The 17,531-nt window shown below is 44.2% G+C and carries 14 protein-coding genes and 1 rRNA gene; 10 read left to right on the top strand and 5 right to left on the bottom strand.

What is annotated here, in order from left to right; translation table 11 throughout:
• The 6 genes from rrf to AB6811_RS12105 all read left to right on the top strand — a co-directional run.
• Nucleotides 1–77: ribosomal RNA gene (gene rrf, locus AB6811_RS13800) — 5S ribosomal RNA — on the top strand; the annotation flags it as partial.
• Between the two features lie 386 nt (nt 78–463).
• Nucleotides 464–1,021 (top strand): hypothetical protein, encoded by a 558-nt coding sequence (locus AB6811_RS12085; RefSeq protein ID WP_369490728.1) that lies wholly within the window; start codon nt 464–466, stop codon nt 1,019–1,021.
• Nucleotides 1,022–2,043: 1,022 nt separating this feature from the next.
• Nucleotides 2,044–3,051: an IS110 family RNA-guided transposase gene (locus AB6811_RS12090; protein ID WP_369490729.1), complete on the top strand. Its 1,008-nt coding sequence runs from the start codon at nt 2,044–2,046 to the stop codon at nt 3,049–3,051.
• Nucleotides 3,052–3,173: 122 nt separating this feature from the next.
• A complete protein-coding gene (locus tag AB6811_RS12095) occupies nt 3,174–4,277 on the top strand; it encodes a S1/P1 nuclease (RefSeq protein WP_369490730.1) in 1,104 nt (367 codons plus the stop codon).
• 58 nt (nt 4,278–4,335) lie between these two features.
• A complete protein-coding gene (locus AB6811_RS12100) occupies nt 4,336–5,076 on the top strand; it encodes an SIMPL domain-containing protein (RefSeq protein ID WP_369490731.1) in 741 nt (246 codons plus the stop codon).
• Between the two features lie 31 nt (nt 5,077–5,107).
• Nucleotides 5,108–6,019: a proline dehydrogenase family protein gene (locus AB6811_RS12105; protein WP_369490732.1), complete on the top strand. Its 912-nt coding sequence runs from the start codon at nt 5,108–5,110 to the stop codon at nt 6,017–6,019.
• Between the two features lie 570 nt (nt 6,020–6,589).
• Here AB6811_RS12105 and AB6811_RS12110 read toward each other — a convergent pair.
• Complete coding sequence (locus tag AB6811_RS12110) at nt 6,590–6,904, bottom strand: hypothetical protein (protein ID WP_369490733.1); 315 nt, start codon at nt 6,902–6,904, stop codon at nt 6,590–6,592.
• Nucleotides 6,905–7,821: 917 nt separating this feature from the next.
• Between AB6811_RS12110 and AB6811_RS12115 the strand changes: the two genes are divergently transcribed.
• The 4 genes from AB6811_RS12115 (at nt 7,822) to AB6811_RS12130 (ending at nt 10,880) form a co-directional block, all read left to right on the top strand.
• Complete coding sequence (locus tag AB6811_RS12115) at nt 7,822–8,217, top strand: response regulator (RefSeq protein WP_369490734.1); 396 nt, start codon at nt 7,822–7,824, stop codon at nt 8,215–8,217.
• 69 nt (nt 8,218–8,286) lie between these two features.
• Nucleotides 8,287–9,567 (top strand): serine hydroxymethyltransferase, encoded by a 1,281-nt coding sequence (gene glyA / locus AB6811_RS12120; protein ID WP_369490735.1) that lies wholly within the window; start codon nt 8,287–8,289, stop codon nt 9,565–9,567.
• Nucleotides 9,568–9,631: 64 nt separating this feature from the next.
• Nucleotides 9,632–10,129 carry a hypothetical protein gene (locus tag AB6811_RS12125; protein ID WP_369490736.1) on the top strand — a complete coding sequence of 166 codons (498 nt, stop codon included), beginning with the start codon at nt 9,632–9,634 and terminating at the stop codon, nt 10,127–10,129.
• 1 nt (nt 10,130) lies between these two features.
• Nucleotides 10,131–10,880, top strand: coding sequence for a sulfite exporter TauE/SafE family protein (locus tag AB6811_RS12130; protein ID WP_369490737.1), 750 nt, complete (start codon nt 10,131–10,133; stop codon nt 10,878–10,880).
• 8 nt (nt 10,881–10,888) lie between these two features.
• On the opposite strand, the gene AB6811_RS12135 is transcribed toward AB6811_RS12130, so the two are convergent.
• The 4 genes from AB6811_RS12135 to AB6811_RS12150 form a co-directional block, all read right to left on the bottom strand.
• A complete protein-coding gene (locus tag AB6811_RS12135; RefSeq protein WP_369490738.1) occupies nt 10,889–11,710 on the bottom strand; it encodes a TonB family protein in 822 nt (273 codons plus the stop codon).
• A gap of 11 nt (nt 11,711–11,721) precedes the next feature.
• The gene (locus AB6811_RS12140; RefSeq protein ID WP_369490739.1) at nt 11,722–12,123 is read right to left on the bottom strand and encodes an ExbD/TolR family protein; all 402 of its coding nucleotides are present in this window, start codon (nt 12,121–12,123) and stop codon (nt 11,722–11,724) included.
• A 12-nt stretch (nt 12,124–12,135) separates the two neighbouring features.
• Nucleotides 12,136–12,831: a MotA/TolQ/ExbB proton channel family protein gene (locus AB6811_RS12145; protein ID WP_439655722.1), complete on the bottom strand. Its 696-nt coding sequence runs from the start codon at nt 12,829–12,831 to the stop codon at nt 12,136–12,138.
• A 76-nt stretch (nt 12,832–12,907) separates the two neighbouring features.
• The gene (locus AB6811_RS12150) at nt 12,908–17,224 is read right to left on the bottom strand and encodes a translocation/assembly module TamB domain-containing protein (RefSeq protein WP_369490740.1); all 4,317 of its coding nucleotides are present in this window, start codon (nt 17,222–17,224) and stop codon (nt 12,908–12,910) included.
• Between the last annotated feature and the right edge of the window lie 307 nt (nt 17,225–17,531).

The following is a 17,531-nucleotide window of genomic DNA, read 5'->3' on the forward strand; positions in this document are numbered from 1 at the left end:
CCATTCCGAACAGGGCAGTTAAGCCCGCCAGCGCCGATGGTACTGCGTCACAGCGGGAGAGTAGGTCGCCGCCCCCCCCTTACGCCCCGCGGGATTACCCCGCGGGGCTTTTTTATTTTGGTACCCGTCCAAGCCTAACGCTGCGCCTAGGCCATAAAAAAAGGAATTTTTACTACATTTACTGAAGGCTACCGGGCGGAGCGGCGTATGCCGCACGCGTTTAAAAACGAGCGGGAGTGAGGGTAGTAAAGCGTAAGAAGTAATTGTCACGGACTACAAGTCCGCGCAAGCAATGGCGGGTGAAATGTTAATGTTACCGCACGGATTGGCTTTGCCGAACTCCCTTCGGTCGGTTGCAAATCCGCGCGAGCGGGGGGTTAAACACCATGTCAGCCTGAAATATGTCCATTAAGCCAAAAATTATTTTTGAAAAATATAAACAAATAATAAAATGCGAATGACTATGAAAAACAAGATTTATTTTTTATTAATATTATTGCAAATAAGTTGCAGTAATAAAAGTCAAAATAAATTTACTTTTGATAAAATGCCATTAGATACTACAAAGTGGTGTGCAACAGATACTATTTTAATTGATTTAAATCAGGATAAAATTAAAGATGTGATTTTGGTATTTGATAAATATAGAGGAATGGTAAGGCCAGATGATATCCAAACGCTTATTCTTTTTTATTTAGGTAAGAAAGATTTTAAGTATTCTTTTATAAGTAAAGCAGAAAAAATTATTTATTCCCCGTATTATAAAATTATTAAAAAAAATAATGGGTTTTATATTCAACAAGAAAGCATGGATGATTATAAAATATCCCAAACTTTTTTTAAATATGAAAATGGATTTATTGTAGCTTATAAAGAAATAATAATTCAAAAAATTGAAAAAGGAATAATCGATGAAAATACAGGAGAGGTTATAACAACAAGTGTTAAAATTGATACAATTAGTAACCAAAATATTAATATATTAGCAGATGAATATAATTTTAACAGATTAATAAGGTGATAGTAATATTAGAGCTTATAAATTTTTTGTAAACACACCCACCTATCCAAAGTCTAAATCATTGCAGATTAGCGCATTTCTTCGATTACGCCGAGCTGCAAAAACTACATTAAGGTCACCAGTAGGCTACCTGCCTTTACCACCACCGATTGGGACGTAAACGGCAATGGAGTATTCGACAACACCGACCCTGTTCGGCCGAGGTTGTAAAAAGCAATAAACGAACCGCGTTCGGTGGCGGTTGCACCGCCGTCGCGCTATCAGCAACAGGCTGCGCCTGAGTTTTTTATAATTTCCTCCCCGCTCGCGCGGATTTACCTTCGGTGAGCTCCCTTCGGTCGGTTGTAATCCGTGCGGTTATTGTTCGGCAAAGCCAATCCGTGCGGTTATTTCAATAAAGCATAGTTGAAATAAACAATAAAAAGTAATAAGAAGTATTTGTCACGGGCTACAAGCCCGCGCCAGCAATGAGCCGGCAATGAGTGGCGTATGCCGCACGCGTCCATAGACGCACGCGTACGAGAGTTTCCCTGTTCGGCCGAGGCTGTTAAAAGTAATAAACGAACCGCGTTCGGCGGCGGTTGCACCGCCGTCGCGCTATCAGCAACAGGCTGCGCCTGAGTTTTTTATAATTTCCTCCCCGCTCGCGCGGATTTGCAATCCGTGCGGTTGCTGTTCGGCAAAGCCAATCCGTGCGGTTATTTCAATAAAGCATAGTTGAAATAAACAATAAAGAGTAAGAAGTATTTGTCACGGACTACAAGTCCGCGCCAGCAATGAGTGGCGTATGCCGCACGCGTCAAAAGACGTGCCTTTACTTTGTAAAATAATATTTCACTAAATTTATTGAGAGGAAAGCGGAGGTGAACTATGAGACGCGCTAAGTTCATGGTTTATTTCGCGCAACAGTCCTCCGCCTCCCTCTGCAACCGTTGAATGGCCTTAGATAGAATGATAGACTTGCAGGTCTAGTAAAGGCTTTAAGGAAATTCAACATTTGTTTTACCCCTAAAAACAAAGGTATGAAAAAATTTTCCACACACGTCGGGATTGATGTATCAAAGTCGACTCTGGATGTTTGCATCCTAAAGGCTGAGGGAATGAGCGTTGTCGGCATGTCGGTTGTTCCAAATACCCAGCAGGGCATACGGAGGGTTTTCCGCGAGCTAAGGCACCTCAACGCTTATGGCGACGACACCCTGTTCTGCTTTGAGAACACGGGGGTCTACTCCGTGCCGCTTTGCCTATGCCTGTCCGAGGCGGGGCTCCCCTACTGGGAGGTTCCCGCCCTGGAGATCAAGAAGTCCAAGGGCATTACCCGGGGCAAAACGGACAGGACTGACGCGCAGGATATTGCACGGTACAGCGTTAGAAGTCTCGATAAGTTTAAGGCCTCCTCCATGCCCGAGGTAGAGATCCAGCGGATGAAGGTGCTATTCGCGGAGCGGGATAAGACGGTACGTGCGCTGAAACTTTTCGAGAGCACCACGGAGGGCGCGGCGTTCCTTCCCCCATCAATCTACAAATCCGTTGAATCCCAGAACCGAAAGACCATTGCGTACCTCCGGAAGGCCCTGAGGGCAATCGATGCTAAAATCCGGGGCGTTCGGGAGCGGAACGAGCCGTTGAACGCACAGTACAACCTGCTAAGAAGCGTTCCGGGTATCGGGGATGTGACCGCAACGTACATGATTATCGCTACCGGTGGCTTTAAGCGGTTCGGAAGCTGGAGGAAATTTGCCTGCTACTCCGGAATAGCCCCCTTCCAGTACGCATCGGGCTCAAGCATAAGGGGCAAAACGCGGGTTAACCATCTCGCGGATAAAAAGATGAAATCGCTGTTGAACATGGCCGTGCTGTCGGCCGTCAAGCACGACCCAGAGCTGAAGGAGTACTACGAACGAAAAAAGCACGAGGGCAAGAACCCCATGCTGGTGCTCAACAACATCCGCTGCAAAATAGTGAGCAGAGCCTTTGCTGTTATAGACAGAGCTTCGCCGTATGTCAATTTAAAAAAATTTGCGGCCTAGTATTTTTTCCTTGCTTTTTATCATAGAATGCGCGAACGAGAGTATACAGACTCGCGCAAGCCAGAGTATTCACCAAGTTAAACCATATTGTCCGTATTCAATCAAAACCTTAAAATAGCATTATGCAAAGGTTAGCACATTTATTACTAGCAGTTTTGGTTTTGGTTTTATTGTCGTCGTGGGGTGGAACCGGGCATTACATCATTAGCCTTGAGGCAAGCCGATCGTTCAACACGGAAATGCAACAGTTTGCCGATTGGGCAAACTACCTGGCCGGCCATGCATCGGATGCCGATAACCGTAAAAGTTCCGATCCTACTGAGGCTCCAAAGCATTACATCGATATTGATAACTATACGGAATTTCTTACCAACCAGCCGATGCCCCTGAGTTTGTCCGAAGCTGTTAGCAAGTATGGTAATAGCTTTGTGGTTGACAATGGTATATTGCCCTGGGCAACCAAAGTAACCTACGATTCATTGGTTATTGCTTTACGGAACGGCAGGATTGATAGGGCTAAGCTGCTGGCCGCTGATCTTGGTCACTATGTAGCCGATGGGCATATGCCGCTGCATCTGACCAAAAACTACAATGGTCAGCTTACCGGCAACACCGGAATACACTCCAGGTATGAGTCAACAATGATTAACGCCCATGCCGATGAGTTCTATAATAGTCAGCCCCGTGAGATAGTCTTAGTTCAGAATGTTCAGCAATACATATTTGATTACATCTACTTCAACTATCAGTACGTAGATTCAATACTGGAGGCCGACAACTATGCCAGGAGCATCAATCCCGATTACAGCTCATCGGCATACAGGGATACTCTTTGGGTAAAGACAAAAGGTTTTACAAAAAGGTTATTTGCGGCTGCATCGCAACGATTGGCTGAGCTGATTTACAGCGCATGGGTTGAGGCCGGAAGGCCATCGGTAACAAGCACTGCCGAGGTTAACCTTGATAGGGCTACAATGTATGTTTATCCGAATCCCACCAATGGACAAGTAAATGTCACCTATAGCAATTCGGGCGGTGAAAATTATTACCTGGAGATTTTCGATATGCTTGGCAATACTTTAAAACGATACAGTCTGAATTCAATATCGAGCTCATCGGGTCACCTAACCGAAAACCTGAATTTTCCCTCAGGGGCTTACCTCTTTAGGTTGAGCAACAATAACATTAGCATTACTCAGAGAGTTATAGTCCAAAAAAATGATTGAAATCATGGTTTAATCATTGGTTATTAAACTAACTTTGCATTAAGCAAACGCATTGACCATGAAAAAATCGGATTTAGCGATAATATCGATCGGAATAGTTGTAGCGTTTGGGCTATGCGGTTATTTAATAGGCCAGTCGATTGAAAACTTTAGGAATGGCGACCGTACCATTCTGGTAAAAGGTTTTGCCGAGCGTGAGGTAAAAGCCGATTTGGCAGTTTGGAGCATAAGCTGCCGTGCGGCCAGCAACGATTTGGTTGAAGGGGCTAAACGTATTGAGCAGGATCAGAAGAAGATCATCGATTTCCTTGTGGCTAAGGGAATTGGCAAGGAAGAGATTATCAGCCGCGAAATTCGAGTTAACGATAGGTTAGCCAATGAGTATGGCGGCTACGACAATGTAAACTTTAGGTATGTGATTGTTAAGGTGCTCCAGGTTCGAAGCACGAATGTGGACAGGGTACAGGAGGTAAGCCGCCTAACCGATGAGCTTGTCCGTGCCGGTGTGGTTATAAGCCAGAACGATTACTCCAATAACCTCCAGTACTACTTTACCAAGCTAAACGATATTAAGCCCAAAATGCTTACTGAGGCTACCCAGAATGCCAGGGAGGCAGCAATCTCCTTTGCCAGTGAGAGTGGAGTTAAGCTTGGCAAACTTAAAAGGGCAAGCCAGGGGCTGTTTACCATTGTCGACAGGGATCAGTCGCTCTCGGGTGGCGATAGCTTTGCCTCAGGTAACAGCGATATTGTAAAAAGGGTTAGGGTAGTAATTAGCGTTGAATACTCAATAAAGTAACCATAAGTTTAACCATTAATTTTGAATTGTTATGTTCAATAAGATGATTGCATCAATGCTTCCGTACTTTCCCAAGAAGCTGGTGTGGATTTTTTCAAAACGTTACATTGCCGGCGAAACCATTGCCGATGCCATTAGGGTTTCCAAGGAACTGAATGCTCAAGGGATAAAGGTAACCATTGATATTCTGGGTGAATTCATAAAGGATTTAGGTGAGGCCGAACGTAACAAAATGGAGTATCTGGAGCTTATTGATACCATTCAGAAGGAAAACATAGATGGTAACTACTCATTGAAACCCACCTCGTTTGGGCTGTTAATTGATAAGGAGATTTGCTACAACCATATCCGTGAAATTGTTGCTAAGGCTGCGTCGTACGGTAATTTCATCCGTATCGATATGGAGGACTCGCCCTGCACCAGCATGGAGATTGAACTCTACCGTAGGTTAAAAGCCGAGTTCCCCAAAAATGTTGGTTTGGTATTCCAGGCATACCTAAAGCGTACGCTTAAGGATTTGCAGGATTTAATGGATATCCATACCGATGAGCATCCTAACAACTATAGGCTTTGCAAGGGGATTTATGTTGAGCCGGCTGAAATTGCCTACAAGAAATACGAAGAGATTAACCAGCATTTCCTCGAGGATCTTGAATTCCTACTGAAAAACGGCAACTATGTAGGTATTGCTACTCACGATAAACCAATTATTGAGGGAGCGTATAAACTGATTGAGAAGTATAATGTACCCAAGAATAAGTATGAGTTTCAGATGCTTTACGGTGTTACCCCTGAACTCCGGAAATCGATAGTTGATAGGGGGCACACCATGAGGGTTTACGTGCCATTTGGCAAGGAGTGGTTCGGTTACTCAACCCGTCGACTCAAGGAAAATCCCAAAATGGCTAGCCATATCATCAAGGCACTCTTTTTCAGGGGATAATAACGCATATTGTTTTTCATAGCTCCGGTGTATTCCGGAGCTTTTATTTTTCCTTATCGTATAAACTGCGTATTGAGTGTAGGATGTTTCTTAGTTACCAGTAGTGCAATACCAATTGCCATCCTGAGCCCCGATATATCGGGATAGACTTCGCTGAAGTATTTCATTGTTCTTTTCTCATTAACCCTTTGAAGAGATCCCTAGACTTTGCTCGGGATGGCAAAAACCCTATCTTCCTTTCTGCTCACTTGTCATGTTGAGCTAGCCGAAGCATCTCTTTACCATTAATCCTTGTTGTTTTTTTGGAAACCGCTCTTAGCCATGCTATTCTGTTGCGATGCAACGTTTCAGTAATGCTCTTTGGAATGTAAATGCGTGCATCGCTATACATTTAAGAATAATCATGGTGTTACAAATATTACGCCCCTACGGGGCTAGATGCGTTGTTCGTTGTTCGTCTAATTGACCTCACCCCTTCCCCTCTCCTGACAGGAGAGGGGAGCGCTGTTAAAGTCTCCCCTTTCAGGGGAGATTTAGAGGGGTCATCTAGGTTGTTCATGGGATACGACCTCACCCCAGCCCCTTTTCCTGAGAGGGAATGGAACGGAAGAAGCAAGCTGAGTCATAAAAGCCTGACCCGGCAATGGGTCGGGGGTGGAACGTGGCGGTGGGCTTAGTAAGCGATACCACATGAGTCACGCCACAGGCGTGCGAATAGTATCGCGTGGCAGTTCCACCCACGGGGTACCCTTCGGGTCGGGCTTTTAAGCCTTGATTTTCTTTGGTTCTTTCTTGTATCAAGACAAGAAAGAACGTGAAAATCACTCTTTGCAATGTTTTTCCTTTGCGATGCAACGCTTCACCCTTGCTCTTTGGTATATGCATTGCGTGCATCGCTATAAATTTTGAATACCACAATACCCAGGGTTTTGACCCTGGGCTAATTCTATTTGCCCCTTCAGGGCGAATAAGATGGCAAAAACCCTATCTTCCTTTCTGTTCCCTTGTCATGCTGAGCTCGCCGAAGCATCTCTTTACCTTTAATTCTTGTTGTTTTTTTGGAAACTGCTCTTAGCAATGCTATTCTGTTGCGATGCAACGTTTCAGTGTTGCTCTTTGGAATGCCATTGTGTGCATCGCCAAAAATTTTGAATACCACAATACCCAGGGTTTTGACCCTGGGCTAATGTGATATGCTCTTTCAGGGCGAATAATGCACGCGTCTGGAGACGCGTGCTAACAGGTGGGGTTACAAATATTACGCCCCTACGGGGCTGGAGACGTTGTTCGTTGTTCGTGAATCGTTGTTGGTGAATATCACGTCACACGCTCTATGAAACTCCGTGTTACGCAGTGTAACTCTGTGATACTTGCTGATGCTCGATTCATTAGACGATTGTCATGCTGAGCTAAGTCGAATCATCTCTTTCCCCTTTTATGAGATCCCTCGACTACGCTCGGGATGACAATGGAGTTGTAAATGTTTAGCCCCTACGGGGCTAGATGCGTTGTTCGTTGTTCGTGAATCGTTGTTGGTGAAGCTATTGTCATGTTGAGCTAAGCGAAACGTCGATAGGGTCGATTAGAGATCATTCGCTCCCCGCTAGGGCGGGACAGGCCGCTTAGGATGACAGGCATGTATATTTTTGTTAACTAAACGACATTGATACAGCATGATAAAATCCCGAACTAAACGACAGGGATATGTATTAATCAACTTTGAGTAACAAATTGTCACTATTTTGAAATTCAGTAAATTAACATTATATTTGGTAAAATAAGTTGACTAAAAACCAAAAGCCATGTCCGATCCAGTAAATAATGCCATGGGCCTAGCCGGAAAGAGGATTTTGATCGTTGATGACGATACGGTTAGCCGGATATTCCTCAGGGAATTGCTAGTGCAGTCGGGAGCAGTGTTGGATTTTGTCCGGAATGGTTATGAGTTGCAAAAGTATATTGGCTCAAACCCGGAGCCCGATGTTATACTTATTGATGTTAAGCTACCCGATGCCGATGGAGTTGAGCTTGCAGCTCAGCTATTGGCTAAAAAGCCAGGCTTAAGGGTTGTTGCCGAAACCGCCTATGCAATTGAAGGGCTCGATGAAAAGTGTCGTGATTACGGTTTAAAGGGGTGTGTGTACAAGCCAATCAACAAGGATGAGCTTCTAAAACTTTTACTAAAAGTTGTTGAGTAACACATGGCGCTCGTATTTGAATTATTTTTAAAAGGTTAATTTTACGGCATAATTTTAAATACTAATAGAATGAAACGCGATACTCAGATTTTTGAACTGATTGAAAAGGAGCGCCAGCGCCAGATGCATGGCATTGAGCTTATTGCATCGGAAAACTTTGTTAGCCCTCAGGTTCTTGAGGCTATGGGGTCGGTGTTAACCAATAAGTATGCCGAGGGTTATCCCGGTGCACGCTACTACGGTGGTTGCGAGGTGGTTGACCAGTCGGAACAGCTAGCCATTGACAGGCTAAAACAGCTATTTGATGCCGAGTATGCCAACGTTCAGCCTCACTCGGGGGCGCAGGCAAACATGGCCGTTTTCATGGCCGTGATGAAACCTGGCGACACCTTCCTGGGACTCGACCTTTCGCATGGCGGTCACCTCTCCCACGGTTCGCACGTTAACTTTTCAGGGATGTGGTACAAGGCGGTATCGTACGGTGTAAAGGAAGATACCGGTAGGGTTGACTACGACATGATGGAACGCATGGCCATGGAGCATAAGCCAAAGCTTATAGTTGGTGGAGCCTCGGCTTACTCCCGTGAGTGGGACTACAAGCGTATGCGCGAGATTGCAGATAAGGTTGGCGCATTGCTAATGATTGACATGGCCCACCCAGCAGGTCTAATTGCTGCCGGTTTGCTCGATAATCCTGTGAAATACGCTCACTTTGTTACATCTACCACTCACAAAACTCTCCGCGGCCCCCGCGGTGGTATCATACTGATGGGTAAGGATTTCCCCAATCCATGGGGGTTAACCACTCCTAAGGGTGAGGTGAAAATGATGTCGCAGATACTAAACTCCAGTGTTTTCCCCGGTGTTCAGGGTGGCCCTCTTGAGCATGTTATTGCAGCAAAAGCAGTAGCTTTTGGCGAAGCCCTTCTACCTGAGTTCAAGGAGTATCAAACCCAGGTGAAAAAGAATGCTGCCGCTATGGCGCAAGCCTTTATTGATAAAGGCTACAAGGTGGTTTCGGGTGGAACCGATAACCACTCTATGCTTATCGATCTGCGTACAAAATTCCCCGATATTACCGGTAAAAAGGTGGAAAACACGCTGGTGCTAGCCGATATCACCATAAATAAAAATATGGTTCCTTTCGATAGCCGTTCCCCATTCCAAACCTCGGGTATCCGTGTTGGTACTCCTGCCATTACCACCCGTGGTTTAAAGGAAAACCACATGCCAGTTATTGTGGATCTGATTGACAGGGTAATATCCAATATTGATAACGAGAAAGTTATTGCCGAGGTAAGGGCTGAGGTAAACAAGCTAATGAAGGATTTCCCACTCTTTGCCTGGTAATCGGTATCAACCTAAATTATTTGACCCCAATGGCATAGGCTATTGGGGTTTTTTAGTAAATTGCATGAAAAATTTGCTGGCTATGGATACCTTTACCATTGAACTTAACGAAATTAGCCATAAAAAATCAAAGCTGATTAGGCTTTGGATTGGTGGTGCTTTAATCCTGGTAGTTACAGTTGCGCTTTCGTTCTACCTAATAGGAAGCGATATTACCCGTTTGGCTGTTCTTATTCCGGTTATATTACAGGTTGCCATTTACATCTACTTTGCCTACTCTACCTACAATGCACGTGTGTATATCCAATCCGATGCCTATGCTCTTGAGTACAAGTTTGGCATGCTAAGCAAAACTCCAAAAACGATAATCTGGGAAACCATTACTAAAGTTAAGATAGGCCCTACCTACCTAGCTTTTTACAAGCGTTCGGGCAAGCGCACAACCATTAGCTTGGGCTGGCTCCCATACGTTAAGCTAAAGGAGATTAAAGAGAAGATTTGCGAGGTTGCCCAGGCAAAGGGCATAGCCTGTGAGTGGGCTGAATACAAAAAGTATAGCTAAGATGGATTTTTGGCTTTATGTCCTTGTGATTTTTGTTGGGGCAGCAGCAGGATTTATCAATACCTTGGCAGGAAGTGGGTCGTTGCTTACTCTACCCGTACTCATTTTTCTTGGCTTGCCAGCCAATGTAGCCAATGGCACTAACCGAATTGGGATTTTTATGCAGAGCATTGCTGCTGTTGGCGGGTTTAAGAAAAAGAAGGTTTTTGAATGGAGCGAGGGTATTTGGCTTACCTTACCTGCAGCTATTGGTGCTTTGATTGGTTCAATGGTGGCGGTTGATATCGATGAACTCCTAATGAACCGTATAATTGGTGTACTTTTGGTGTTTATGTTTGTTTTATTACTCGTTAAACCAGAGCGATGGCTCAACCCATCAAGCCCCAATTCTAACATCCGTTTAACTCCCTTACGGTTTGTAGTATTCATGGCTATTGGCTTCTATGGAGGTTTTATTCAGGCCGGTGTAGGTTACTTTTTACTGGCCGGGTTAGTTCTTGGAGCAGGCGTGGATTTGGTTAAGGCTAACGCCATAAAGGTGTTGATTACTTTCGTATTTACCGTGTTGGCTTTAGGAGTGTTTATATACAATAATCAGGTAGATTACCTGATTGGCATTACCATGGGGGTAGGAAATATGTTAGGGGCTTGGGTTGCAACCCATGTGGCTGTTAAGAAGGGCTCCGTGTTTATTCGTTGGTTTTTGCTGGTGTGCGTGTTCGCTTTTGCCTTAAAATTGCTTCTATTCTAGCCCTTGAATTACTGAAGTTTAAAAATGTAAGTTATTGTCCCAATTTGCGAAGCAGGAGCATTGGGATCAACATTGAACTTGGCATTAAGGGCTGCCTTTTCAGCGGCACGCAGTAGCTGATTGTCGAGCGTAGTTGAACCCCTAACCCCTGCAACAGCCTTTGTTACGTTTCCTCGGTTATCAACAGTAACCTCAACCACAACACGTCCTTCCTTTTGCGATGGGTACTCCGGTTTTGGAAGGCTTTGGGCGGTTCTGCCCTGAAGGTTTGCAATAATGCCCCTTTCAGCATCGCCACCTCCGCCTGTAGTTCCGGTACGGTTGGCAGATTCAGGTGATCCTTCAAGTCCACCCTGGTTGCCGGGCTTACCGGTTTCACCCTCACCGGTAGTGCTACCGGAGGTTTTATGACCAGGGAAAAGAGCCTTTTGATTTACCTTTGGGATTTCTTCAGTATTTGTTTGGGTGGTTTGGGTGTTCTGGGTGGGTTGGGGAGTAGTGGTTTCGGTTTTACTTTTAGTTTGCTCCTTTTTGGTCGATTCCTTCTTTGGGGTAGGAAGCGATGGCGCCTCCTCGTGGGTTTGGGTTAATGGCGATTCCTCAGCGGGTTTGCTTGCCTGTGCCTGTTGGGGCATTGACGATGCTTCCTGAACACGAGGTTCTTCAATTCCACTACCATCGTCGGAATTACCAAAGTTTATTAGGATGCCCCTCTCGGCCGGCAATGGCAACGGGGTACTAAAACCGAATACTATCAATAGGAATACAAGAAGTGAATGGAACAGGATTGTTCCCACTATTCCTCTTACTCTATATTCGGTTTTTGTCATTTCTATTCTTACTACCTTTTCTGTAATGGTTGGGTTGCCAGAATAAGCTTGTACTTGTTATCCTTGGCAATATTCATAACCTTAACCACCTCCTCCATGGGTACGCTTCTATCAACGTGTAGTGCAATGGTAGGATCGTCCTGTCCTTTCATCTTTTGCTGCAAAAGGTATTCCAGTTGCCCGAGGGTAACGGGAACCGTTTCCAGGTAAAAATTTCTATCGGCAGTAATGGAAACCGAGGTTATGGGCTTTGCCGATACCTGGCTATTACTTTGGGGTAGCAAAAGCTTTAGCGCATTGGGGTGAATAAGGGTTGACGATACCATGAAAAAGATAAGTAAAAGGAATACTATATCGGTCATGGACGACATGCTAAAGCTCGGTTCAACCTTTACTCTTCGTTTGAGTGCCATAGGGGTAAATTTTTACGAAACAGGTTCGTAGAGTAAATCCATAAACTCGTTGGTGTTGGCCTCAAGGTTGAAAACAACCTTTTCGATACGGGCTACCAGGTAGTTGTATCCAAAGTATGCAAAAATACCAACAATTAAACCGGCTACGGTTGTCACCATGGCGGTGTAGATACCGTTTGAGAGCAAGCCCACATCGATGTTATTTCCAGCCATGGACATATCGTAAAAGGCACGGATCATACCTAGAACAGTTCCTAGGAATCCTAACATGGGGGCGCCACCAGCAATGGTTGCCAGGAATGGCAAACTCTCCTCGAGCTTTGAAATTTCCAGGTTCCCAACATTTTCTATGGCTGCATTTACATCGGGCAGCGGGCGACCAATGCGCTGTATTCCCTTCTCAATCATGCGGGCTACCGGTGTGTTTTGCGACCGGCAAAGGGCAATAGCAGCATCTATTTTATCCTCATGTATATACTCCCTGATACGGTTCATGAAATTGACATCGGTAACTGAGGCTTTTCGAATGGCAAAATAGCGCTCAAAAAAGATGTAAACGGCTGCTACCGATAGTAAAAATATCGGAATCATTATCCATCCGCCTTTAAGGGCAAGTTCTAGAAAACTTAAAGATATTTCACCTTGCGTTCCGGGATTAACACCGGCCGGAGTTTGAAGAAGAACAAACATGGATAGCATCGTATTCATTATTTTTAAATTTTCCGAAAATTAGTAAAAAAACGTATTATTCCACTTTTCATTGTTCAAATAGGTGAGCACAGTGCTAATTTATCTTAACAAAGCTAGTATCGGGCAAGTTTGTATTGGTAGAATTTTGGTTGGTGCTGCTATCGTTTTGTAAAGTATCGTTTGGATACTGTTTATCCTTGCTGAAGATTGAGTTGAAAAGCTCCCTGATGGTGTTAAAATCCTCACGGTAAACAATACCAGCACCAGTGGTGTAGTTGTTCTGCTGACTTGTTAGCAAAACATCATTATTGTTACGTGCAAAGGCCTTACCACGGAGTTTTCCACTTTTGTTGAGCTTAATATCAACGGTAAAGTCGCCAACAAGTGCATTGCTAGAGTTCTTATTGCCACCCACACCCACGTTACTACTAATGGAAACCCTATCGTCCAGTATTTGGGTTGATAGCGCCATTTCAACCTGGTCAGAGCTGAGCTCGTTCTCCAGACCCGGGCGGTAGTTTATACCTATATCAAAGTTTTTGCTCCATTGGGAGAGCCAATTGCTTAGCTGATTGGAAAGTAGCTCACTGGCAGTATTGTATAAGCCGGTAGTACCAAGGCTGGCATTGGAGGTTTGGGTGCCAGCCGAGGTCATTCCGGGGTCGGAAATGAAGCTGTTTATTACCAGCAGCCCTAGGAACTGGGTATTTATTTTTTCTTCGGTATTGAGCATTCCGTCGACCAAAGCCTTGGTTTGCTGGTCGAGGTTAGGGAAGTCGATACCAAACTTGATTGATGGTGTAAGGAGCTTTTGCGATAGCATGATTTTACAATCAACCGGAACACGGGCTGTGTAACTATCGTCGAGCAAGAGCTGCTTAAGTGAGGTTTTTACCCGGTACACGGCCTTGATATCCATGTTAGCATCTAGCGGGTCGCCATTCCAATCGATGTAGCTGCCCTGCTCAATGCGAAAACGCTTATTGATAACCCCAGAGAGGGTGAAAAGGTAATCACCCTGCTCAATGGTGTAGCGGCCAAACATACGGAAAACGTCTTTTGACGGGTTAATTTCCATTCGCAGGCTACCGCTGCCATTTGCTTTAATAATATCGCCTAGCTTCTTGTCAATAATAATTTGCGCCTCGGCTTCGGGGGTTACCTGTAAATCCATGGTAATGTTGATGTTGGATGATGAGGTTTGAACATTCTGCACTGCCTCTTCAATCTCAATCAAATCGGGGTTGTTGTTTACAAAGCTGATAAAGTTTGATTCTTCCACAGTGCTTGTGGAGGAAAGGGGTAAATAAATTGCTGTTCTGTTCTCGGTTTTAAGGTTTATGTTGAGGTTTAGGTTGTCGGGCGAACCCAATAAATCCACAAACCCGGAGGCAAAAACAGTTCCATAAAACGTTTCGTTATCGGTTTCACGGGTGTTCATGCAAAGGAAATTTTGCATGTTCAACCTAAGTCCAAGGTTGAAATTCTTAAAGTAGTTGGTTTGAATGGTTCCGTTTATAGCCGATGTTCGATTAAACCTATCGGTCAACCTGAAATTGTTTAATACAATATTGCTGTTGTTAATGGTTACCCTGTCGGAAAGGGTATAGTGGGTTTGCAGAAAATCAATGGTTAGTCCGGCATTGTCAAAGCCAATACTACCATCCACTATGGGTTTATTGGCATCGCCTTTGATTTTAAGTGAGCCATTCATACGGCCATGTAGGTTGGAAACATTCCCTTCCAGTAAGGGAGCAATAAGGGCTAGCTTTGCCTGGTTAATGTTTACATCAAAGTTGAAGTTGCCTTTATCAGTAAAGTAATCGCCTTTGGCAAGGAGTGTTAGGGTATCGGCCCTTTGGTTGCTTAGTAAAAGGTTAATTCTATTCTCGCTACCGTGCCAGGTGCTCTGGAATTTAACATCTCCAATATTTTGATTATTTACCACAAACTTATCAATCCCAATCTTGGCTTGAAGTATAGGGTTTAGCAGGATGCCAGTTGCCAAGGCATCGCCATTTATCCAACCGCTCAGCTTATAACCGGAATCGTGCAGGTAAAAGTTCAGGTATGATAGGTCGATGTTCTTGAGCGTTACTGCTATAGTGTCCGAATTAAGCTGCGACGCTTTACCGGTTATGCTAATTAGTTGGTGCTTATTGGAAAGGGCAATATTTGAAAACTGTACGGTAGATGAATCGATACGAACCAGCGATGGAGACAAGTTCCATGTGGAGTCGTTTATAATAAGCGATGAGGGTAGAAAATTAATATCTATTGTGCTGTTAGGTTGCGAGAACGCTTTAAAGTCGGCAATCAGGTTAATATCGCCCAGGGTAGAAGGTGTTGAGTAGTTGTTCCAGTTAATATTACACCTTACGATATTGTTTTGGGTGGTAGCGTTTACTTTAAGGTTTCGGATGTAGCTGTTGCCAACCTTTATTTCGGGCATTAGCACATTGGCTTCCAGAATGCTATCGCGGGTTTCGCCATCAACACTTAGATTTTTAAAAACGGTGCTGCCTGTTACTAATTCAAGCACCTTTAGCTTAAAGGTTAGGGTTTCCTTGTTGGGATCTAATATGCCAAAAAGCGATGAGTTTTCGGCAATGCTTAGGTCTGGCACCAAAATGCTGGTAACCTTTTGTGTCTTTTTTAACCTAAACTTGATGAGGTAATCGTTATACTCCTCAGCGTTATGTTGTGGAGCTTTGGATTTCTCATTGGATTCATCCTGCCTAAGGGCAGGTAAATGACGCGACAGAACCTTGTTCATGTAGTAGGGGAACCTAGAAAAGCTTTGCCTACTGCGTATTTCACCCTCAGCAATATCGGATTTAAGCGTAATAACCTTACTTTCATTGGTGTTATCGGCAGTAATTGTAAGGTCGGCAATCTTAAACTCGCCGCGTTGGTTACGGTAGGTAGAGTTAACCAGTTTTATTTCGCCCTTACTATTGTCGAGGGTATTGCCGGAAAACTTTGCGGTTAAAAGGAACGATGCCACTGAAACGGAGTCAACCCTGTTAAGGTTGAGCTTAACCAAATCGATGCGAGGGGCAAAGAGTGAGAAATCGAACACGGGAATGGTGTCGGAAAAGTCAACCCTACCCAAAAAGTTAAGCTTACAGTTGGGGTCGTTAAGGTTGATGGTTCCGGTATATGAGTTGTTCCCTAGATTACCGGAGATATCGATATCCTTATAATCATAACCATTAGCCTCGAGTTTCCGTATATGGGCATCGGTAAAAGCTCTAAGTTCTCCTTGTTTATTGACTGTACCGGATATGCTGGATAGGAACGACAGGCTTCCGATTAAATTTTCGTTTAAGAGCTGGCCAAGCTTGAAATTGTTAGCCGATGCTTTGCCCTTAAATTCGCTTTTAATGGTTTTGCCGGGTTTCATCCAAACATCAAAATCAATTGCTCCTAGAGCCGATGTTAGGGTACCGTAGGTAACAAAGTCGCTGAGGTAGCCGGAGAATCTTCCAACGTAGTTTATTAGCCCAAGACGATCAAGCTCTTCGGGCAAATCGATTAGAGGTTTTCCGCTACCATTTACCTTGAATTGCATCAGATCTTTTCTAGAAGTCTGAAGTTTTTTCAGGTCCACTGAGAAAAGGGTATTATCGATTTTGGGTAAGCCGGTCAGGTTGGCGTTAAGGGCTATCTCCGAAATATTGCCAAAGCCCAGCTCAAGGTTCCGTGCCCTTAAATCGTCCACATAGCCTTTAACTTGCCCGGTTACCCTTAACCCAACGCTATAATTTTTAAGTTCGGTAACAATGTAGGCCAAGGTACTGGTATGCAGGTAGGTGCCTTCAAAGTTGGCATTTATTCTAACCCGTGAAGTAAAATTGCTGAAGCTATCCCACCCGTCGAAGTCGAATAAAAGATGGTTCATGGATAGGCTCGAGCCATTTGCCCGCAGGCGCAGGTTATTGAAATGCATAAACTTACTGCAAATGGTAATCTTACTTCGCAGGTTATCTATTTTAAATCCGGAATGGTCCTGAGCCGTTAAACCATTAATTAGTATTCCAATGGTATCGCCGTCCAGGTTAAACTCGCTTGCTTCCAAATTGATTCCTGAAAGAACAAGATTCTGAAAGTTTATTGTTCCCGGAGTAAGGCTGTCGGCCCCTTGCTGAACAAGCTTAAAACTGGAGTTCTTAAGAACAATATTTCCTATTTGCAGGTTAAACCTGCCCGAATCGGGCGATTGAGTGGTGTCGGAATTAATTTTAAGCAGGAGAGCATTTAGGCTTGTTACCCCTGAACTATCAGTAATAAGGTAGAACTTAGCATTGTCAACCCTTGCTTTACCAAACCGGAAAAGCCCGGCGTCGGTATCAATCTGTGAAATGGACGCTATTACTCTTTTGGCGTAGATTAGGGTGTCGTTGTTCAAATCGGCAACGAAAACATCTTTTAGTAAAATGCCTGTAAATGGCCTAACATCAACTTTTCTAATGTTTACTGTAATTCCTGTTTTTTGGTGTAAATAATGGGTGGTTTTATTAATAATATAGGTTTGTACCTGGCTGCTTTGCAGAAGCAGCCAAGCAAGTGTAGGGATTGCGAGTAGTGTAACAAACCCCCAAATCAGTATTTTAAGTAGTTTTTTAATACCTTTGCTAAGTTATTTCTGGTATGTGAGCATCAAAATTTGTTCCTAAAATATACAAATGCTTGGGCTTTTGAAATAGGTGAGGATA

It is taken from the genome of Tenuifilum sp. 4138str (assembly GCF_041102575.1).
In the GTDB taxonomy this organism is placed as follows: Bacteria; Bacteroidota; Bacteroidia; order Bacteroidales; family Tenuifilaceae; genus Tenuifilum; species Tenuifilum osseticum.

Excerpts from the sequence above, each read along its gene's own strand:
- AB6811_RS12085 (WP_369490728.1), top strand. The coding sequence starts at position 464 with ATGAAAAACAAGATTTATTTTTTATTAATATTATTGCAAATAAGTTGC.
- AB6811_RS12090 (WP_369490729.1), top strand. The coding sequence starts at position 2,044 with ATGAAAAAATTTTCCACACACGTCGGGATTGATGTATCAAAGTCGACT.
- AB6811_RS12095 (WP_369490730.1), top strand. The coding sequence starts at position 3,174 with ATGCAAAGGTTAGCACATTTATTACTAGCAGTTTTGGTTTTGGTTTTA.
- AB6811_RS12100 (WP_369490731.1), top strand. The coding sequence starts at position 4,336 with ATGAAAAAATCGGATTTAGCGATAATATCGATCGGAATAGTTGTAGCG.
- AB6811_RS12105 (WP_369490732.1), top strand. The coding sequence starts at position 5,108 with ATGTTCAATAAGATGATTGCATCAATGCTTCCGTACTTTCCCAAGAAG.
- AB6811_RS12110 (WP_369490733.1), bottom strand. The coding sequence starts at position 6,904 with ATGCATATACCAAAGAGCAAGGGTGAAGCGTTGCATCGCAAAGGAAAA.
- AB6811_RS12115 (WP_369490734.1), top strand. The coding sequence starts at position 7,822 with ATGTCCGATCCAGTAAATAATGCCATGGGCCTAGCCGGAAAGAGGATT.
- glyA (WP_369490735.1), top strand. The coding sequence starts at position 8,287 with ATGAAACGCGATACTCAGATTTTTGAACTGATTGAAAAGGAGCGCCAG.
- AB6811_RS12125 (WP_369490736.1), top strand. The coding sequence starts at position 9,632 with ATGAAAAATTTGCTGGCTATGGATACCTTTACCATTGAACTTAACGAA.
- AB6811_RS12130 (WP_369490737.1), top strand. The coding sequence starts at position 10,131 with ATGGATTTTTGGCTTTATGTCCTTGTGATTTTTGTTGGGGCAGCAGCA.
- AB6811_RS12135 (WP_369490738.1), bottom strand. The coding sequence starts at position 11,710 with ATGACAAAAACCGAATATAGAGTAAGAGGAATAGTGGGAACAATCCTG.
- AB6811_RS12140 (WP_369490739.1), bottom strand. The coding sequence starts at position 12,123 with ATGGCACTCAAACGAAGAGTAAAGGTTGAACCGAGCTTTAGCATGTCG.
- AB6811_RS12145 (WP_439655722.1), bottom strand. The coding sequence starts at position 12,831 with ATGAATACGATGCTATCCATGTTTGTTCTTCTTCAAACTCCGGCCGGT.